This is a genomic window from Paracoccus sp. S1E-3 (assembly GCF_013868135.1).
GTDB lineage: Bacteria > Pseudomonadota > Alphaproteobacteria > Rhodobacterales > Rhodobacteraceae > Paracoccus.
This window is the reverse complement of record NZ_JACEMU010000015.1, coordinates 123,443-140,469: the sequence shown is the minus strand read 5'-3', so window position 1 is coordinate 140,469 and position 17,027 is coordinate 123,443. Positions and strand designations below refer to the sequence as shown.

General features: G+C 66.9%; 17 protein-coding genes. 5 read left to right on the top strand and 12 right to left on the bottom strand.

The window, feature by feature from the left end:
* Positions 1-5 precede the first annotated feature (5 nt).
* From H1S04_RS14155 to paaG, 10 genes are all read right to left on the bottom strand, one after another.
* Positions 6-425, bottom strand: a complete 420-nt coding sequence (locus H1S04_RS14155) for a TIGR01244 family sulfur transferase (protein WP_181746181.1) — start codon at positions 423-425, stop codon at positions 6-8.
* A gap of 98 nt (positions 426-523) precedes the next feature.
* A complete protein-coding gene (cydX, locus tag H1S04_RS14150; RefSeq protein ID WP_181746180.1) occupies positions 524-661 on the bottom strand; it encodes a cytochrome bd-I oxidase subunit CydX in 138 nt (45 codons plus the stop codon).
* Positions 662-672: 11 nt separating this feature from the next.
* On the bottom strand, positions 673-1,836 hold the full coding sequence (cydB, locus tag H1S04_RS14145; RefSeq protein ID WP_181746179.1) for a cytochrome d ubiquinol oxidase subunit II: 1,164 nt from the start codon (positions 1,834-1,836) through the stop codon (positions 673-675).
* 4 nt (positions 1,837-1,840) lie between these two features.
* Positions 1,841-3,436: a cytochrome ubiquinol oxidase subunit I gene (locus H1S04_RS14140; protein WP_181746178.1), complete on the bottom strand. Its 1,596-nt coding sequence runs from the start codon at positions 3,434-3,436 to the stop codon at positions 1,841-1,843.
* 81 nt (positions 3,437-3,517) lie between these two features.
* A complete protein-coding gene (locus H1S04_RS18885; protein ID WP_181746177.1) occupies positions 3,518-5,125 on the bottom strand; it encodes an amino acid ABC transporter ATP-binding/permease protein in 1,608 nt (535 codons plus the stop codon).
* Positions 5,122-6,756, bottom strand: a complete 1,635-nt coding sequence (locus tag H1S04_RS14130) for an ABC transporter ATP-binding protein/permease (protein ID WP_181746176.1) — start codon at positions 6,754-6,756, stop codon at positions 5,122-5,124. The genes H1S04_RS18885 and H1S04_RS14130 overlap by 4 nt, the downstream gene beginning before the upstream one ends.
* Before the next feature lie 293 nt (positions 6,757-7,049).
* Entirely contained in the window at positions 7,050-7,646 is a 597-nt protein-coding gene (locus tag H1S04_RS14125) for a TetR/AcrR family transcriptional regulator (protein WP_181746175.1), read from the bottom strand.
* Positions 7,647-7,735: 89 nt separating this feature from the next.
* A complete protein-coding gene (gene paaK / locus H1S04_RS14120; protein ID WP_181746174.1) occupies positions 7,736-9,052 on the bottom strand; it encodes a phenylacetate--CoA ligase PaaK in 1,317 nt (438 codons plus the stop codon).
* 21 nt (positions 9,053-9,073) lie between these two features.
* Entirely contained in the window at positions 9,074-9,499 is a 426-nt protein-coding gene (gene paaI, locus H1S04_RS14115; protein ID WP_220185253.1) for a hydroxyphenylacetyl-CoA thioesterase PaaI, read from the bottom strand.
* A 14-nt stretch (positions 9,500-9,513) separates the two neighbouring features.
* A complete protein-coding gene (paaG, locus tag H1S04_RS14110) occupies positions 9,514-10,308 on the bottom strand; it encodes a 2-(1,2-epoxy-1,2-dihydrophenyl)acetyl-CoA isomerase PaaG (RefSeq protein ID WP_181746172.1) in 795 nt (264 codons plus the stop codon).
* Between the two features lie 234 nt (positions 10,309-10,542).
* Here paaG and H1S04_RS14105 point away from each other — a divergent pair, with 234 nt between their 5' ends.
* From H1S04_RS14105 to H1S04_RS14085, 5 genes are read left to right on the top strand one after another with little or no spacing between them, the layout of a single operon-like run.
* Entirely contained in the window at positions 10,543-11,679 is a 1,137-nt protein-coding gene (locus H1S04_RS14105) for an ABC transporter substrate-binding protein (RefSeq protein ID WP_181746171.1), read from the top strand.
* A 52-nt stretch (positions 11,680-11,731) separates the two neighbouring features.
* A complete protein-coding gene (locus H1S04_RS14100; RefSeq protein ID WP_181746170.1) occupies positions 11,732-12,604 on the top strand; it encodes a branched-chain amino acid ABC transporter permease in 873 nt (290 codons plus the stop codon).
* On the top strand, positions 12,604-13,560 hold the full coding sequence (locus tag H1S04_RS14095) for a branched-chain amino acid ABC transporter permease (protein WP_181746169.1): 957 nt from the start codon (positions 12,604-12,606) through the stop codon (positions 13,558-13,560). Before H1S04_RS14100 ends, H1S04_RS14095 begins: the two co-directional genes overlap by 1 nt.
* Entirely contained in the window at positions 13,557-14,336 is a 780-nt protein-coding gene (locus tag H1S04_RS14090) for an ABC transporter ATP-binding protein (RefSeq protein WP_181746168.1), read from the top strand. The genes H1S04_RS14095 and H1S04_RS14090 overlap by 4 nt, the downstream gene beginning before the upstream one ends.
* Positions 14,329-15,030: an ABC transporter ATP-binding protein gene (locus H1S04_RS14085; RefSeq protein ID WP_181746167.1), complete on the top strand. Its 702-nt coding sequence runs from the start codon at positions 14,329-14,331 to the stop codon at positions 15,028-15,030. The genes H1S04_RS14090 and H1S04_RS14085 overlap by 8 nt, the downstream gene beginning before the upstream one ends.
* Here H1S04_RS14085 and H1S04_RS14080 read toward each other — a convergent pair.
* Positions 15,015-15,482, bottom strand: coding sequence for a MarR family winged helix-turn-helix transcriptional regulator (locus H1S04_RS14080; protein WP_298948334.1), 468 nt, complete (start codon positions 15,480-15,482; stop codon positions 15,015-15,017). The two genes, H1S04_RS14085 and H1S04_RS14080, sit on opposite strands and share 16 nt — an antisense overlap.
* Before the next feature lie 367 nt (positions 15,483-15,849).
* Positions 15,850-16,947 (bottom strand): branched-chain amino acid aminotransferase, encoded by a 1,098-nt coding sequence (locus tag H1S04_RS14075; RefSeq protein ID WP_181746166.1) that lies wholly within the window; start codon positions 16,945-16,947, stop codon positions 15,850-15,852.
* Positions 16,948-17,027 lie beyond the last annotated feature (80 nt).

Sequence of the window (17,027 nt, the reverse complement as noted above, 5' to 3'; positions counted from 1 at the left end):
ACGCCTTAATCCGGGTCGCGCAATGCGCCTGCGATGCCGCGCAGGTCATAGCCGGCACTGGCGCCCGCGGTCAGGATCTCGTCCCGCGATTTCAGGCCGGATTGCGACAGCGCCCAGATCGTCGCGCTGCGCGTGCCCGAGCGGCAATAGGCCAGCACCGGGCCGGGCATCTCGGCCATGGCCGCGCCGAATTCGGCCACCAGCTCCGGTGTCAGGCCGCCGGGGCGCACGGGGATGAAGCGGAACTCCAGCCCGGCCTCGGCGGCGGCGCGGGCAATCTGGTCCTGACCCGGTTGGCCGGCCTCTTCGCCATCGGGACGGTTGCCGATCACGCTGCGAAAGCCGAGCGCCGCCAGTTCGGCCATTTCCTCGGGCAGAATCTGCGGCGTGACCGAGATCGTGTCGTCGATTTTCCTGATATCCATGTCCATCCCTTTGCCGGGCGCGACCTTGCAGGGCGGCGCGTCACGCCTTCATTTGCCCCGTTTGCGGGGCCAAGGCAACCGCGACGCGCCGGGTCGGCTCAGCGGGCGATGCCGTCATCCTTCTCCGCCGGTCCGGCCTCGGTCCGGCGGTCGTGCTGGAATTCCAGCCACATGGCGTTGACCACCGCGAACAGCGCCGCCATCGCCAAGCCCAGCACCCATGCAAAATACCACATGCGAAACTCCTTCAATAAGCGTGGCTGTCGGGGTCGGAGACTTCCTTAGCGGTCACCTTGCCCCACAACACCCGATAGACCCAGGCGGTGTAGACCATGATCAGGGGCAGGAAGATCGCGCAGGCGACCATCATCACAAACAGCGTCAGTTGCGAGGATGAGGCATCCCAGACCGTCAGCGAGGAGCGCGGATCGGTGTTCGAGGGCAGGATGATGGGGAACATGGTCAGCCCGACCGACGCCACCATCCCGAAGATCGCCAGTTTCGACCAGAGCAGCGGCGAGCGATCCCCGCCCGCGCGAAAGGCGCGCAGCACCATGGCGATGCCCACAAAGCCCAGGACCGGCGCGATGACGATCCAGGGCCGCGCGGCATAGGCCGACAGCCAGCTTCCGCCCTGCGCCACATCGTTCAGCAGCGGGTTCGAGGGGCCGTTCGGATCGGGCTGGGTGACGAAGTGAAAGCCCTCGATCCCCAGGGCCAGCCACAGCCCGCCAAGCGCATAGCCCGCGCCCGCGATCATTGCCGCCACCGTGCCGGTGCGGCGCGCGCGGCTGGCAATCGGGTCTTCGGTCTTCAGGATCAGCCAGGCCGAGCCGTGCATGATCAGCATCGCGAAGGACACCACGCCCGCCAGCAGCGCGAAGGGGCGCAGCAGGCCGGTCAGCTTCTGGAGCGCATTGCCGTCATAGATCGACAGCAGGTCGGGCGTGAGGCGGAAGGGCACGCCCAGCAGGATATTTCCCACCGCAACCCCGAACAGGAGCGCCGGCACCGCGCCGCCATAGCAGAGCGCCCAGTCCCACGCCGTCCGCCAGGCCTTGCCGGGGCGCTTGGAGCGATACTTGAATGCCACCGGCCGCACGATCAGCGCCGACAGGATCACGAACATCGCCAGATAGAAGCCCGAGAAGCTGACCGCATAAAGCAGCGGCCAGGCCGCGAAGATGGACCCACCGCCGAGGATGAACCAGACCTGATTGCCCTCCCAGACCGGGCCGACGGTGTTGATGATGATACGCCGCTCGGTGTCGGTGCGGCCAAGGAAGGGCAAAAGCGCCCCCACCCCCATGTCGAAGCCATCGGTCAGCGCGAAGGCGATCAGCATCACCCCAAGCAGCAGCCACCACAGGACGCGCAGGAATTCCAACGAGAAAAATTCGTGCAGGATCATCGGACTACTCCGCCGGGTTTTGGGTGGGCGAGAGGCGCCGGATATGCGCGGCCTCCCAGTCTTCGGTCAGTTGCACGTCATCGGTCGGCCCCTTGCGGATCGCCTTCAGCATCAGCATCATCTCGATCACGAACAGGATCGAATAGAAGACCGCGAAACCGATCAGCGTCAGCAATACGTCGCTGATGGTCAGGTGACTGACCGACAGCGCGGTGGGCAGCACCCCGTCCACCGTCCAGGGCTGGCGGCCGTATTCGGCCACGATCCAGCCCATTTCGGCAGCGATCCAGGGCGTCGGAACCATCACCACCGCCAGCCACAGCGACCATCGCGGATAGGTCTGCCGGCAGAAGCTGGAGCGCCAGAAGAAGAAGGCCATGGTCAGGATGAAGGTAAAGCCGAGGCCTGCCATGATGCGGAAGGCCCAGAAGATCGGCCAGACATGGGGAATGGTATCCTCGGCCGCCTGGGCGATCTGGGCATCGGTCGCCTTGCGCGGATCGTCGGTATATCGCAGCAGCAGCAGCGCATGGCCGAAATCGTCGGCATTGTCCTCGAACTGGGCGCGTATGGCGGGGTCGCCCATGGCCTGTGGCGTTTCGCGGATTTTCATCACCGCGTCATAGGCGAGGATCCCGCGGCGGACCCGCAGTTCGGCCTGGGCCTCAAGCTGGTTGATGCCGGCGATCGGCTCGGTCAGGCTGCGGGTGCCGATCAGGCCCATGACCCAGGGGATGTGGATGGCGTATTTCGTCTCGCGCGCTTCCTGATCGGGGATGCCGAACACGGTGAAGGACGCGGGCGCGGGTTGAGTGTTCCACATCGCCTCGATGGCGGCCATCTTCATCTGCTGGTTTTCACCAGCATCATAGCCCGATTCGTCCCCCAGCACGACGACCGACAGCGCACCCGCCAGCCCGAACGAGGCCGCGACCGTGATCGAACGTCGCGCAAGTGCGATATGGCGCCCCTTCAGCAGATACCAGGCCGAGACCGCCAGCACGAAGACCGAGCCCATGACATAACCCGCGCTGACGGTATGGACGAATTTCGCCTGCGCCACCGGGTTCATCACCACGTCGTAGAAGCTGGTCATCTCCATCCGCATGGTCATCGGATTGAAGGCCGCGCCGACCGGGTGCTGCATCCAGCCATTCGCGATCAGGATCCACAGCGCCGAGAAATTCGTCGCGATTGCCACCAGCCAGGTCACCATCAGATGCGCCGGCTTCGACAGCCGGTCCCAGCCGAAGAAGAACAGCCCGACGAAGGTGGCCTCCATGAAGAAGGCCATCAACCCTTCCAGCGCCAGCGGCGCGCCGAAGATGTCACCGACATATTGCGAGTAATAGGACCAGTTCATGCCGAACTGGAACTCCATCGTCACGCCGGTGGCGACCCCGATGGCGAAGTTGATCCCGAACAGACTGCCCCAGAATTTTGTCATCTGCCGCCAGATCGGGCGGTTGGTCATCACATAGACCGTTTCCATGATGGCGACGATCACCGACAGGCCGAGGGTCAATGGCACGAACAGAAAATGAAAGAGGGCCGTCAGCGCGAATTGCAGGCGTGACAGATCGACAATGTCCAGCTCCATGGGCGTTCCTTCGGTAGGCCGGTCAGAAGTCCGATACCGGCTGGCCAGAATCTACCCCGAGGGTAGCGTCCCTGATCTCGCTTACCAATGCCGCATTTTGAATGCGACATATCGCCCGAAGACCGGATGATCGCCATGGCGGTGCATGGCGCAGAGGATCGCCGCATCCGGCAACGCGCTGCGCAGACCCGAGAGCATCCGATCGGCGCTGGCATCGTCCAGCCCCTCGGTCGGTTCGTCCAGCAGCAGCAGGCCGGGGCGGCGCAGAATGGCGCGCGCAACTGCCAGCCGCCGGGCCTGTCCGCCCGAAAGCCCCGCGCCGCCTTCGCCCAGCAGCGTGTTCAGGCCCCCGCGCGGGGCGAGCGCTTGCGTCAGGCCCACCGCCTCCAGCGCCTCGGCCATACGGGCGGGATCGTCCTCGCCCGACAGCGCGAGGTTTTCGGCAATCGTCCCCGCGATCAGCGCCGCGCGCTGCGGCACCAGCGTGACGCGGGCGCGCAGGGCGTCCTCGGGCCAGTCCTGCACCGGCACGCCCCAAAGCGCGATGGGGGCGAAGGGCGGCAGAAGCCCGGCGATCTGCCACAGAAGCGTGGTCTTGCCCGATCCGCTGGGACCGGTCAGCGCCGCCATCTGTCCCGCCTCCAGCACCAGATCGGGCTGGCTGAGCCGCAGGACCGGTCCCTGCTCCACCGCAGGGGCGGCCTTCGGCAAAGCTGCGGTGGGACGCAGCAATGGCGCAACCCGCGCTGCGGCATCGCGCATCCGGCCCAACTCGGCCAGACCGCGCGGCAAGGCGGTCAGCGTCTCGCCCAGACCCAGCGCCACGAAAAAGCCGATGGCGGCGGCTGCAGGTCCGGTCTGCCCCTGCCCGATCATCCACGCCCCCGCCAGCAGCGCCAGCGCCCCCGCCAGCGCCGGCAGCAGCGACAATATGGCGCGGGCGGCGCGTTCCGCCCGGTCCAGCCGGGTCGCGGCCGCCCGCGCCGCACGGTCCTGCTGATGAAGCGCATCTTCCAGCGCCGGCAGGCGGCCGGCGACGATCAGCGCCGCGCGGTCGCGCAGCCCGGCGATCAGGTTACGTCGCAGAGCCTGGGTCGCCGCCTCGGCCTGCTGTGCGGGCGCGGTGGCGCGCCGGGCCAGCCGGATCAGCGCAAATGCCGTGCCGGGCAGATAACCGGCCACCACGGTGCAGGCCACCGGCGCCCCGACGATGGCCCAAAGCGCCAGCGCCGCCAGCAGATGCGCGACCAGCCCGGCGGCCAGCGGCAGCATCAGCCGCAGCACCAGCCCATCCAGCGCATCGACATCGGCGGTGATCCGGGTCAGTGCGGCCTCGGAGCGCATGGCGTCCACCTGCCGTGCCGGACGCCCGGCCAGGCCGCGCAGCAGATCGCCCCGCAGCGCGGCGAGGGCGCGCAGCACGGCCTCATGCGTGAAGACACGCTCGCCATAGCGGGCGGCGGTGCGGCCCATGGCGAAGAACCGGATCGAGGCCGAGGGCCGGAACACGTCGAAGGCGATCCCCGCGCCGGCCAGCCCGGCGATCCCGGTCGCGGTGATGAACCAGCCCGAGACCCCCAGCAGCGCCGTCCCGAAGATCAGCACCAGCAGCGCCAGCCCCGCCCCCGCCGCCATCTGCCAGGGCGCGGCGCGCAGGATGCGGTTCAGGATCAGGCGCAGATCGGTCACAGCCGGACCTCGCGGTCCATGGCGGCGATCAGCGCCGGGTCATGGGTGGCGATCAGCAGCGTGTGGCCCTGTGCCTGCAGGGCGCGCAGGCTGTCGATGATCTGGGCGGCGGTCTCGGGATCGAGGTCGGCGGTCGGTTCGTCGGCGATCAGCAATTCGCGCCCGGCGTGAATGGTGCGCGCCAGCAACAGGCGGCGCGCCTCGCCGCCCGAGACACCGGCGCCGGTCTCGCCCAGCCGCGTCTGCAACCCGTCGGGCAGCCGGGCAACCACGCCTTCGACATGGGCGCGGCGCAGAGCCGGCGCGGGATCGCCCGGCCCCAGCCATTCGCGCAGCGTCATGTCGGGCAGATGCAAGCCCTGCGGCATCACCGCCAGCCGCGCCCGCCAGGCATCGGCATTCGCGTCCGTCAGCGGCCGGTCCGCGACCAGCACCTGTCCGCCCTGCAGCGGAACCAGCCCCGAGACGACGCCCAGAAGCGTCGACTTCCCTGCCCCGCTTTCGCCGGTCACCGCCAGCGACTGCCCCGCCCCAAGGTCCAGATCGGGCAGCGCCAGCCCCGCCCCGCCCGGCAGCGCCGCCACCGCGTCGCGCATTTGCAGGCGCAGCGCGCCGGGCAAGGGATCAGCGGGCGCGCCTGCGCCCAGCATCGGCTGGCGCGGCGCGGCCTCGGCCTCGGCCAGTTCGGTGGCGACGGCAAGGGCTGCGGCGCGGTCGTGCCAGGCGGCGGCCAGATCGCGCAGGGGCTGGAAATAATCGGGGGCGAGCAGCAGCAGCAGAATGCCTTGCGCAATGCTCATCTCGCGCCCCCAGGTGCCGAAATTCAGCACGCCCAGAAGGGTGAAGCCGACATAGACCGCCATCAGCGCGACCCCGATTGCGGCGAACAGTTCCAGCACGGTTGAGGACAGGAAGGCGACCCGCAGCACCGCCATGGTCCGCGCGCGCAGGTTGTCCGCGCGGGCATCGAAATCGGCGCCGGCGCGGGCCTCGGCCCCCAGCAGACGCAGGTCGATCAGCGCACCCAGACGCTCCATCAGCAGCGCATTCAGACTGCCGATCTCGGCCAGATGCCTGCGCGAGGCGGATTCCGCGGCCATCCCGATCAGCGCCATGAAGACTGGGATCAGCGGTCCCGCCACCGCCAGGATCAGCGCAGCAGGCCAGGCGATCACGGCGGCGATGGCGATGTGGACGAAAGGCAGCACCCGCGCCCGCGCCATGGCCGGGCGATAGCGGGTGATCCAGGGCAACAGAAGCGGCAGCTTCTCGGCGGCCAGTGCCGCCATCGCCGCCGAGGGCGCGGGTCCGCGCGCGGCCAGTTCCCGCGCGATCAGCGCGGCGCGCTGCTGGCCCAGCACGGCATCGCCGGCCCGGAACAGGATGCCGCCCGCCCGCCAATCCAGCGCCGCCCGAATTACCGCGCCCAGCAGGAACAGCCCCGCCGCCGGTGCGGTGTGGTCAAGATCGCCGCCGACCCAACCGGCGATGGCCCAGGCGATCGCAGCCGCCTGCAAGGGCCAGATCAGCCCGGCCAGAACCGCCAGCGCGCTGGCGCGGGACAGTTGCGCCCGCACCGGGGTTTCGATGCGCCGTGCGGCAAGGGCAGAGGGGGAAGGCGTGCGGTCCATCGGATCCGAAATGCTGGCGAAGACCGGGTCTTAACCCGCATCTGTGGCGCAGGAAAGTCTGCCGCCTGCGACATAGCGCCCTCATCCCGAACAGCCAGCGCTGTTGGTCAAGGTCGCGCGGCCGCCGGGTTGGGACATGGTGGTGATGAAATTTGCGGATCGCACCGTCCGCGCGAATCCGCAAGGCCGCCCGATATTCACGACAGCCTCAACCGCCGATCCGATCCTTGCGCGCCCGTATCGCCGCAGGCGGCAAATGTGCCCTCGCCTGCGCAGGGCGGAACGGCCTGCTCTCAGCGGACGGCCTTAACCCCTTCGAGGATCAGGGTGGTGGCGATGTCGGCGTAATCCTCGCGGGTGATCGGGCCGCCGTCCTTGAACCACATATAGACCCAGTTCATCATTCCGAACAGCGACATGGTCACCGGCATCAGCAGCGGGCGTCCGTTGCGCAATTCGGGATTGATGCGGTCGATGACCAGCGAGAACCGGCGCACGATGCGGCGCTCGATCGCGGCCAGTTGCTGCTGCTGATCCTCGGTCAGCGCGCGCTTGGCATTCAACTGGACGATATGCTCATTATCGGCGCCGCGATAGACATCCAGCACCGCACCGACCAGCTTGCGCAGCCTGTCCCGGTCGGGCAGCGCGGCGTCATCTGCGGCCGCGACCGCTTCGTCCACCTCGGCCAGATGGGTGTGGATGATCGCAAAGATCAGCGCATCCTTGCCCGGATAGTAGTGATAGAGCAGCGCCTTCGAGACGCCGGCGCGTTCGGCGATCTGGGACATGGACGCCTTGTCCATGCCCTGCTCGGCAATGACGGCTGCCGCATTGCGCAGCAGGTCCTGCTGCTTTTCGGCGAAATCGCTGGCGCGGGTTCGGGCCATTCAGCTTCCTGTCTTGCGGCGGCGGGTTCCGCCACCCGCTGCAATAGCGCCCCGGCGCCGGAATGTCACCGGGCCAAGAGCGTGGTGAATTACCGCTCTTTCGGGCGGTTGTCGACGACGCGCCTGGCCTTGCCTTCGGACCGCGCCACGCCCGCGGGGTCGTGGACGACGATTTTCGTCGACACCCCCACCACGGATTTGATGTGATGGGCCAGCAGCTTCGCCGCCGCCTCGCGCGCCGCCGCGTCCGCGGTTTCGGGCAGGCATTCGCAATGCACGGTCATGTTGTCCATGCGGTTGGCGCCGGTGGTCAGCTCGATCTGGAAATGCGGCGCCAGCGCCTTGACCTTGAGGATCTGTTCCTCGATCTGGGTGGGGAAGATGTTCACGCCGCGCAGGATGATCATGTCGTCGCTGCGCCCGGTGATCTTTTCCATCCGCCGCATCGAACGCGCCGTCCCCGGCAGCAGCCGGGTCAGGTCGCGCGTGCGATAGCGGATCATCGGCAGGCCTTCCTTGGTCAGCGTGGTGAAGACCAGCTCGCCCATCTCGCCATCGGGCAGAACCTCGCCGGTTTCGGGATCGATGATCTCGGGGTAGAAGTGGTCTTCCCAGATATGCAGCCCGTCCTTCGTCTCGACGCATTCATTGGCGACGCCTGGCCCCATCACCTCGCTGAGGCCATAGATGTCGACGGCGTGCATGTCGAAGACCTGCTCGATCTCCTCGCGCATCCTGTTGGTCCACGGCTCGGCCCCGAAGATGCCGACCTGCAGCGCGGTTTCGCGCGGATCAATGCCGCGGCGGCGGAACTCGTCCAGGATCGACAGCATGTAGGAGGGCGTCACCATGATGATGCGCGGCTTGAAATCCTGGATCAGGTCGACCTGACGCTCGGTCATCCCGCCCGAGACCGGCACCACCGTGCAGCCCAGCCGTTCCGCGCCGTAATGCGCGCCAAGCCCGCCGGTGAACAGCCCGTAGCCGTAGGCCACATGGCAGATATCGCCCGCACGCCCGCCCGAGGCGCGGATGGAGCGCGCGATCAGATCGGCCCAGTTGTCGATGTCGCCCTTGGTATAGCCCACGACCGTGGGCTTGCCCGTCGTTCCGCTGGAGGCATGGATCCGCGACAGCTGCTCGCGCGGGACGGCAAACATGCCGAAGGGATAGTTGTCGCGCAGGTCCTGTTTGTAGGTGAAGGGAAATTTCGCCAGATCGGCCAGCGTTTGCAGGTCGTCCGGGTGGACGCCCGCCGCGTCGAAGCGTTGGCGGTAGAAGGGCGAGTTCTCATAGGCGTGGTTCAGCGACCATCTCAGCCGCGTCAGCTGGAGCGCGGCAATTTCGTCGCGCGAGGCGATCTCGATCGGGTCCAGCGATGTGCGGTCAGGCGTCAGATCTTCCATGTGTTCCCCCTTGAACCCTGCTCACTCGGCCAGATGCTGCCCGCGCACGGTGCGCGACAAGCCGCGAAAATGCGCGACGGACCGGCCGTTCTGATTGGTGACCTCGACATCATAGACGCCGCTGCGCCCGGCCCGCGAAACCTCGCGCGCGGTGGCGGTCAACCGGTCGCCGAGGGCCGCGGGCGCGACATAGGTGATGGAGGCCTGCTGCCCGACGGTGATGTCGTTATAGGTGTTGCAGGCGAAGGCGAAGGCACTGTCGGCCAGCGTGAAGATATAGCCCCCATGCCCGTTGCCGTGGCCATTGGTCTGCGCTTCGGTCACGGTCATCGACAGCGTGGCCTGACCGGGGGCGATCTGCTCGATCACCATGCCCAGCTGCTGGCTGGCACGGTCGAGGTCCCACATCGCCCTGGCAGAGGCCTCGGCCAGTTCCTGCGGGGTCATATCGGCTGCGCGCGTCATTGGCCCCTGAACTCCGGCTTGCGTTTTTCGAGGAAGGCGGTGACGCCTTCGGCATAGTCGGCCGTGCGGCCCGCCTGCCGCTGGGCATCGCGTTCGGCGTCCAGCTGCGCATCGAGGCTGCGCGTCGCGGCCTCGTGAATAAGCTGCTTGGTCAGGCCAAGCCCCACGGTCGGGCCCGCCGCCAGTTTCAGGGCAATGGCGCGGGCCTCGTCCTGCAGGGTCGCGTCATCGACGGCCTTCCAGATCAGCCCCCAATCGGCGGCCTCCTCGGCGCCCAGGGGTTCGGCCAGCAGGGTCAGTGCCTTGGCACGCGGCTCTCCGATCATGCGGGGCAAGGCCCAGGAGCCGCCGGCATCGGGGATCAGCCCGATCTTCGAAAACGACTGGATGAAGCGGGCGGACCGCGCCGCCAGCACAATATCGCAAGCCAGCGCGATATTGGCCCCTGCCCCGGCCGCCACCCCGTTCACCGCGCAGACGACCGGCTTTTCCAGGGCCCGAATCATCCGCAGATTCGGGTTGTAATAGCTGTCCAGCGTCGCCCCCAGATCGGGCGCGGGACCGCCCTTGCGCGGGTCGCGATCGCCCAGATCCTGCCCTGCGCAGAACCCCCGCCCCGCGCCGGTCAGCAACACGGCGCGCACCTCGGGATCTTCATGCGCCCGCTCCAGCCCGGCGCGCAGCGCCAGATGCATTTCGGGCGTGAAGCTGTTCAGCTTTTCGGGCCGGTTCAGGGTCAGGCCAAGGACGCCGTTTTCCAGCGTGACCAGCACCGTTTCGCTTGCCATCATCGGTTTCCCTCCCCCTCTCGCGTTTCTCCCCGCGGTAAAAAAGATGTTGCATAGACCGACCGGTCAGTCAATTATCTTTGCGAGGATGGGAGGAGACGAGCTTGCCGAATCTTGCGCGGGGATCGCCCGGCGCGGATCGAAAGCAACGGCCCGGTTGTGGCGCACTCTGCCCGAATCACAAAGAAATATCGCCGCCCGCGCGCGGCGCTGTTCAGCAACTGGGAGGAACGCTGAATGACCCTTCGCAATCTGATGACCACGGCGGCGGCACTGTCGGCCCTGGCCGCCCCGGCACTGGCCGACATCAATATCGGCGCCTCGATTTCCGAAACCGGCCCGGCGGCCTTTCTGGGCGACCCGGAGGCCAAGACCCTGCGCATGGAGGTCGAGAAGATCAACGCCGAGGGCGGGATCAACGGCGAAAAGATCAATCTAATCATCTATGACGACGGCGGCGACGCCAACAAGGCCAAGACCTTCGCCACCCGTCTGGTCGAGGATGACGAGGTGGTCGCGGTGATCGGGGGCACCACCACCGGCACCACCATGGCCATGGTGCCGGTGTTCGAGGATGCCGAAATCCCGTTCATCAGCCTTGCCGGGGCGGTCGACATCATCGAGCCGGTGAAGACCTTCACCTTCAAGACGCCGCATACCGACCGCATGGCCTGCGAAAAGATCTTCGCCGACATGAAGGCGCAGGGCTTCACCAAGGTGGGCATGATCTCGGGCTCGGACGGGTTCGGAAAGTCGATGCAGGCGCAATGCAAGGGCGTGGCCGAAGCCTCGGGCGTCGAGATCGTCGCCGATGAGGTCTACGGCCCGCAAGATGCCGACATGACGCCGCAGCTGACCAACATCAAGGGTTCGGGCGCGCAGGCGATACTGAACTCGGGCATGGGTCAGGGTCCGGCGGTCGTCACCCGCAACCACAAGCAGCTGGCGATCGAGGCACCGCTGTATCAGTCGCATGGCGTCGCGTCGAAACAGTTCATCGAACTGGCCGGCGCCCAGGCCGCCGAGGGCGTGCGTCTGCCCGCCGCCGCCCTGCTGGTTGCCGATCAGCTGCCCGATGACGATGCACAGAAGCCGGTCGTGATCGCCTATCGCGATGCCTATCAGGCTGCCACGGGCGAGGATGTGTCGACCTTCGGCGGCCATGCCCATGACGCGCTGGCGATCCTGAAGGCGGCGATCGAACGCGCGGATTCCACCGATCCGGTGGCCATCCGCGACCAGATCGAGGCGACCAAGGATTTCGTCGGCACCGCTGGAAACGTCACCTATTCGCCCGAGGATCACCTCGGCCTGACGCTGGACGCCTTCAAGATGCTGGTCATCAAGGACGGCGACTGGACCATCGCCCAGTGACCTGATCCGGGCGCGAGGCCCCCTCGCGCCCCTTCCCCACGCCGGAGGCAAGATGTCGGAGCTGCTGCAATTCCTGTTCTCGGGGCTGACGGTGGGTGCGGTCTATGCGCTTGTCGCTCTGGGCTTCACCATCATCTACAACGCCTCGGACGTGGTGAACTTCGCCCAGGGCGAATTCGTCATGCTGGGCGGCATGCTGACCGTCTCGGCCTATGCCGCGGGGCTGCCGCTGCCGCTCGCGGCGTTGATCGCCATCGTGGTTACGGCTGGTATCGGCGTGGCGCTGAACAAGCTGGCGATCGAGCCGGCGCGCGGCGCGCCGGTCGTATCGCTCATCATCATCACCATCGGCGCCTCCATCTTCCTGCGTGGGGCGGCGCAGGTGCTGTTCGGCAAACAGATCCACCGCTTTCCATCATTCTCGGGTGACACGCCGCTGCGCATCGGCGGAGCGACCATCCTGCCGCAATCGCTTTGGGTGATGGCGGGCGGCATCGCGGTCTTCATCGCGCTTTATCTGTTCTTCACCCGGACCCTGACCGGCAAGGCGGTGCTGGCCACCTCGAACAACCGGCTGGCGGCGCAGCTGGTGGGCATCAACACCAACTGGGTGATGACCCTGTCCTTCGCGCTGTCGGCCGCCATCGGCGCGCTGGCGGGCGTGCTGATCACGCCGATCACCAACACCTCCTATGATGTCGGCATCGCGCTGGCGCTGAAGGGATTCGCCGCCGCCATGCTGGGCGGCATGGGCAACCCCAAGGGCGCGCTGGTGGGCGGCATCCTGCTGGGCATCATCGAGGCGCTGACGGCGGGCTATCTCAGCTCGCAATACAAGGATGCGGCGGCCTTCGTCATCATCCTGCTGGTGCTGTTCTTCCTGCCGCAGGGCCTGTTCGGGGCCAGGCATACGGAGCGCGTGTAATGCGGCTCGGCCCCAAATCCACCACGCTGCTGGTGCTGGCGGCGCTGATCGCGCTGACGCCGGTCTTCTTCCCGTCGAGCTTCTATTATCGGGTCGGATCGCTGATCTTCATCAACGGGCTGGCGGTGACGGGCATGGTGATCCTGATCGGCTATGCCGGGCAGATCAGCCTCGGCCATGCCGGATTCGCGGGCATCGGCGCCTATTCCTGCGCGCTGATGCCGGTCCATTGGGGCGTGCCCGTGCTGCTGGCCGCCGTGCTGGGCGCGCTGATTTCAGCCGCGCTGGCATGGCTGGTGGGCCGGCCGATCCTGCGGCTCAAGGGCTATTACCTGGCGGTGGCCACGCTGGGCTTCGGCATCCTCGTCTATATGGTGCTGATGAACGAGGCTTGGCTGACCGGGGGCCCCGATGGCACCGCGGTGCCGGATTCGGGGCTGCGCGACATGGCGAAGGCCATTGGCATCAACCTGAAGAATTCGGAATTCTGGTACTGGTTCTGCGGGATCGTGCTGACGATCGGCGCGTGGCTGGCGCTGAACCTGCATGACAGCCCGACCGGCCGGGCGCTGCGCGCGCTCCACGGGTCCGAGATCGCCGCCCGCACCGTCGGCGTCGATGTGGCGAAATACAAGCTGCAGGCTTTCGTGATCTCGGCGGTCTATGCCTCGGTCGCGGGCTCGCTGGTGGCGCTGCAGAACCAGTTCGTAACGCCCGACATCGCCGGCTACATGCACTCGATCGAATGGGTGACGATGACCGTGCTGGGCGGTGCGGGCTCGGTTCTGGGGGCGATCTTCGGGGCCGGCATCCTGACGCTGCTGCCGCAGGTGCTGACCCGTTTCGCGGAATACGAACAGCTTCTGCTGGGTCTCATCATGATGCTGGTGATGATCTTCATGCGCGACGGGCTGCTGCCGCAGGTCCTGCGCCTGATCCGGGGGAAAGACCAATGAGCGCGCTGCTGTCGGTCGAGGGGCTGGGCATCACCTTTGGCGGCCTGCGCGCCGTCCATGATGTCGGCTTCAAGGTCCAGCCGGGCGAGATCCTGTCGGTGATCGGCCCGAACGGGGCGGGCAAGACAACGCTGTTCAACATGATCTCGGGCATCTATCGCCCCGGCACGGGCCGGATCGTGCTGGACGGCGAGGACGTGACTGCCATGCGCCCCGACCTTCTGGCCCGCCGCGGCATGTCGCGGACTTTCCAGAACCTGCAGATCTTCCAGAACATGACGGTGCTGGAAAACGCCATCGCGGGCTATCACCTGACCGAATCGGGCAGCCTTCTGGCCGATCTGTTCAGCCTGCCCGCCTCGCGCGGCCGCGCCCGCGCCGCGAAGGACGGGGCGATGGAACTGCTGGCCCGCGTGGGTCTGGAACGCGCGGCCGAAACCGAGGCGGGCAACCTCAGCTACGGCAAGCTGAAGCGGCTGGAAATCGCCCGCGCGCTGGCGCTGAAGCCCAAGTTGCTGCTGCTGGACGAACCGGCGGCCGGGTGCAATGCCGTCGAAACCGAGGAGATCGACCGCATGATCGCCGAGGTCGCCAGAAGCGGCGTGGCAATCCTGCTGGTCGAGCATGACATGAAGATGGTGATGCGGATTTCCAATCATATCGTCGTGCTGGACCATGGCGAAAAGATCGCCGAAGGCGACCCCGCCACCGTCAGCCGCAACCCCGATGTGATCGCCGCCTATCTGGGCACCGAAACCGAGGCCCTTCATGCTTGAGATCCGCGACCTGCGCTCCCGCTATGGCCGCATCGAGGTGCTTCATGGCATCACGCTGAACGTGCAGTCGGGCGAAATCGTCACCGTGGTCGGCGCAAATGGCGCCGGCAAGACCACGCTGCTGCGCTGTATCTCCGGCATCCAGCCGGTGTCCGCGGGCGGGATCATCTTCCGGGGCGAGACGATCACCACGGTCCCCGCCTATCGGCGCATCCGTCGCGGCATCACCCAATCGCCCGAGGGCCGGCAGATCTTCACCAATCTGACGGTTGAGGAGAACCTGCGTCTCGGCGCGTTCCTGTTCAGCGACGACCGGGTGGACCGCGACATGGAGGACGCTTTCCAGATGTTCCCGATCCTGCGCGAGAAGCGCAACCTGCCTGCTGGTGGCCTCTCGGGCGGGCAGCAGCAGATGCTGGCGATTGCGCGGGCGCTGATGGGCCGGCCGAGCTGCCTGCTGCTGGACGAACCTTCGATGGGTCTGGCGCCCCTTCTGGTGCAGCAGATCTTCGACGTGGTGTCGGGGCTGAAGGCGCGCAACGTGACCGTGCTGCTGGTCGAACAGAACGCCTTCGGGGCGCTGAAGATCGCCGATCGGGGCTATGTCATGGAAACCGGCCGGATCACCATGGATGGCCCCGCCGAAGCGCTGATCGCCGACCCCCGCATCCGTGAGGCCTATCTGGGGATCTGATCCTGTCCGGGTCTTGCCCAATCCATGGCCGCCGCCGTCACGGCGCGGGCAGCAAGGGCGATGAACTGGCGATACTCCTCGTCGCTCAACCCCGGCAGGATGTCGCGCTGCAGGGCCTCGACCACCGGCAATATCTCATCCAGCACCGCCGCTCCTGCCGGCGTCAGCGACAAGGCCCGCGCCCGCCTGTCGCGCGGGCTGACCGCGCGCGCCACCAACCCCCTTTTCTCCAGCCGCTCCACCACCGCACCGATGGTGGCGCGGTCCTTGGCGATCGCCTCGGCCAGACCGGCCTGATCGATACCGGGGCGAAGACGCAGGGCGTCCAGCGTGGCGAATTGCATCACGGTCAGATCGGATCCTGCCGCCTGCATGCGCTGCCCGAACAGCTGCGTCGCGTGCTGGTGCAGGCGACGGATCAAATGGCCGGGCGTGTCGGGGCCGAGCGCCACGGAGCCTCCTGAAAATCAAGCTTCCACCCGAACATAACCGAGAATCAGTAGCATACACATCAATTATTGGATAGCTCTGCCCTCAAATTGCAAACGCCTTTCTTAGTGAGCTCCCGAATGGCTGGGGTGCTCATGCCATGTCACCGCGACGGGTGCGGGCCCGGCGCCCCGAAATTCCCGATGCCGCTGCGGGTCTCCTGGCGACAGAGTCGTGAGGGGGGCGACGCAACGCGCCAGCGGCTGGGCTCGGATCCCCGGCCATGGCGCAGGGCATGGGCAGTTCAGCACAAGCGGCGGACGGACCGCGCCCGGCATGAAAAAGGGCGGCTCAAAGCCGCCCTTTCGATGCGTTGCCGACCGTTTGCGATCAGACGACGCGCTCCAGCCAGTGGCGCGGATCGGGGGCGCGGCCGAACTGGATGTCGGTCAGCGCCTTCTTCAGCCTGGCGGTGATCGGGCCCGGTTCGCCGCCGCGCACGGTCAGATCATAGCCTTTGCCCTTGACCTGACCGATCGGTGCGACCACGGCGGCGGTGCCGCAGGCAAAGACCTCGACCAGCCGGCCCGAGGCCGCGTCGGCCTTCCACTGGTCGATGCCGTAACGCTCTTCGCGCACGGTCAGGCCCATGTCATGCGCCAGCGCAATCAACGAGTTGCGGGTGATACCTGGCAAAATCGTGCCCGACAGCGGCGGCGTCTGCAGGGTGCCGTCGTCGAAGACGAAGAAGATATTCATGCCAGCCAGTTCCTCCACCCAGCGGCGCTCCACCGCATCCAGGAACACCACCTGTTCGCAGCCCTCGCGGGCGGCCTCGGCTTGGGCGGCCAGGGCGCCGGCATAGTTGCCACCGCATTTTGCTGCCCCGGTGCCACCGGGTGCCGCGCGGGTATAGTTTTCCGACACCCACAGCGACACCCCCGCCGCGTCGCCCTTGAAATACGAGGCGACGGGCGAGGCGATCACACAGAACAGGAAGCTGTTCGAGGGATGGGTGCCGATGGCCATTTCGGTGCCGATCATGAAAGGCCGCAGATACAGCGACGCCCCGTCCTGATAGGGCACCCAGTCCTGATCGGTATGCACCAGCGCACGCACGGCATCGACGAACATATCCTCGGGGATCTGGGCCATGGCCAGACGTTCGGCCGAAGCGTTGAAGCGGCTGGCATTGGCGCCGGGGCGGAACAGGGTGACGCCGCCATCGGGCAGCCGGTAGGCCTTCATGCCCTCGAAGATCTCGCCGGCATAATGCAGCACCATGGTGCCCGGACTCATGCCCAGATCGTGCAGGGGCGAGACCTGCGCGTCGTGCCAGCCCCTCTCATGCGTATAGCGGATCGTGACCATGTGGTCGGTCAGGTATTTGCCGAAGCCCGGATTGGTCATGATCGCCTGACGCTCCTGGTCGGTGACCGGCTTGTCCGTCCGCTGAACGGCGATTTCGGTTTGCTGAAGCGTGTCCATTCCTTGCCATCCCCTTGCCGCCGCGATGCGCGTCCGCCGCGCGGCCTGTGTTTCCTGCGCAGAAGCGCCGTGCCGCAGGT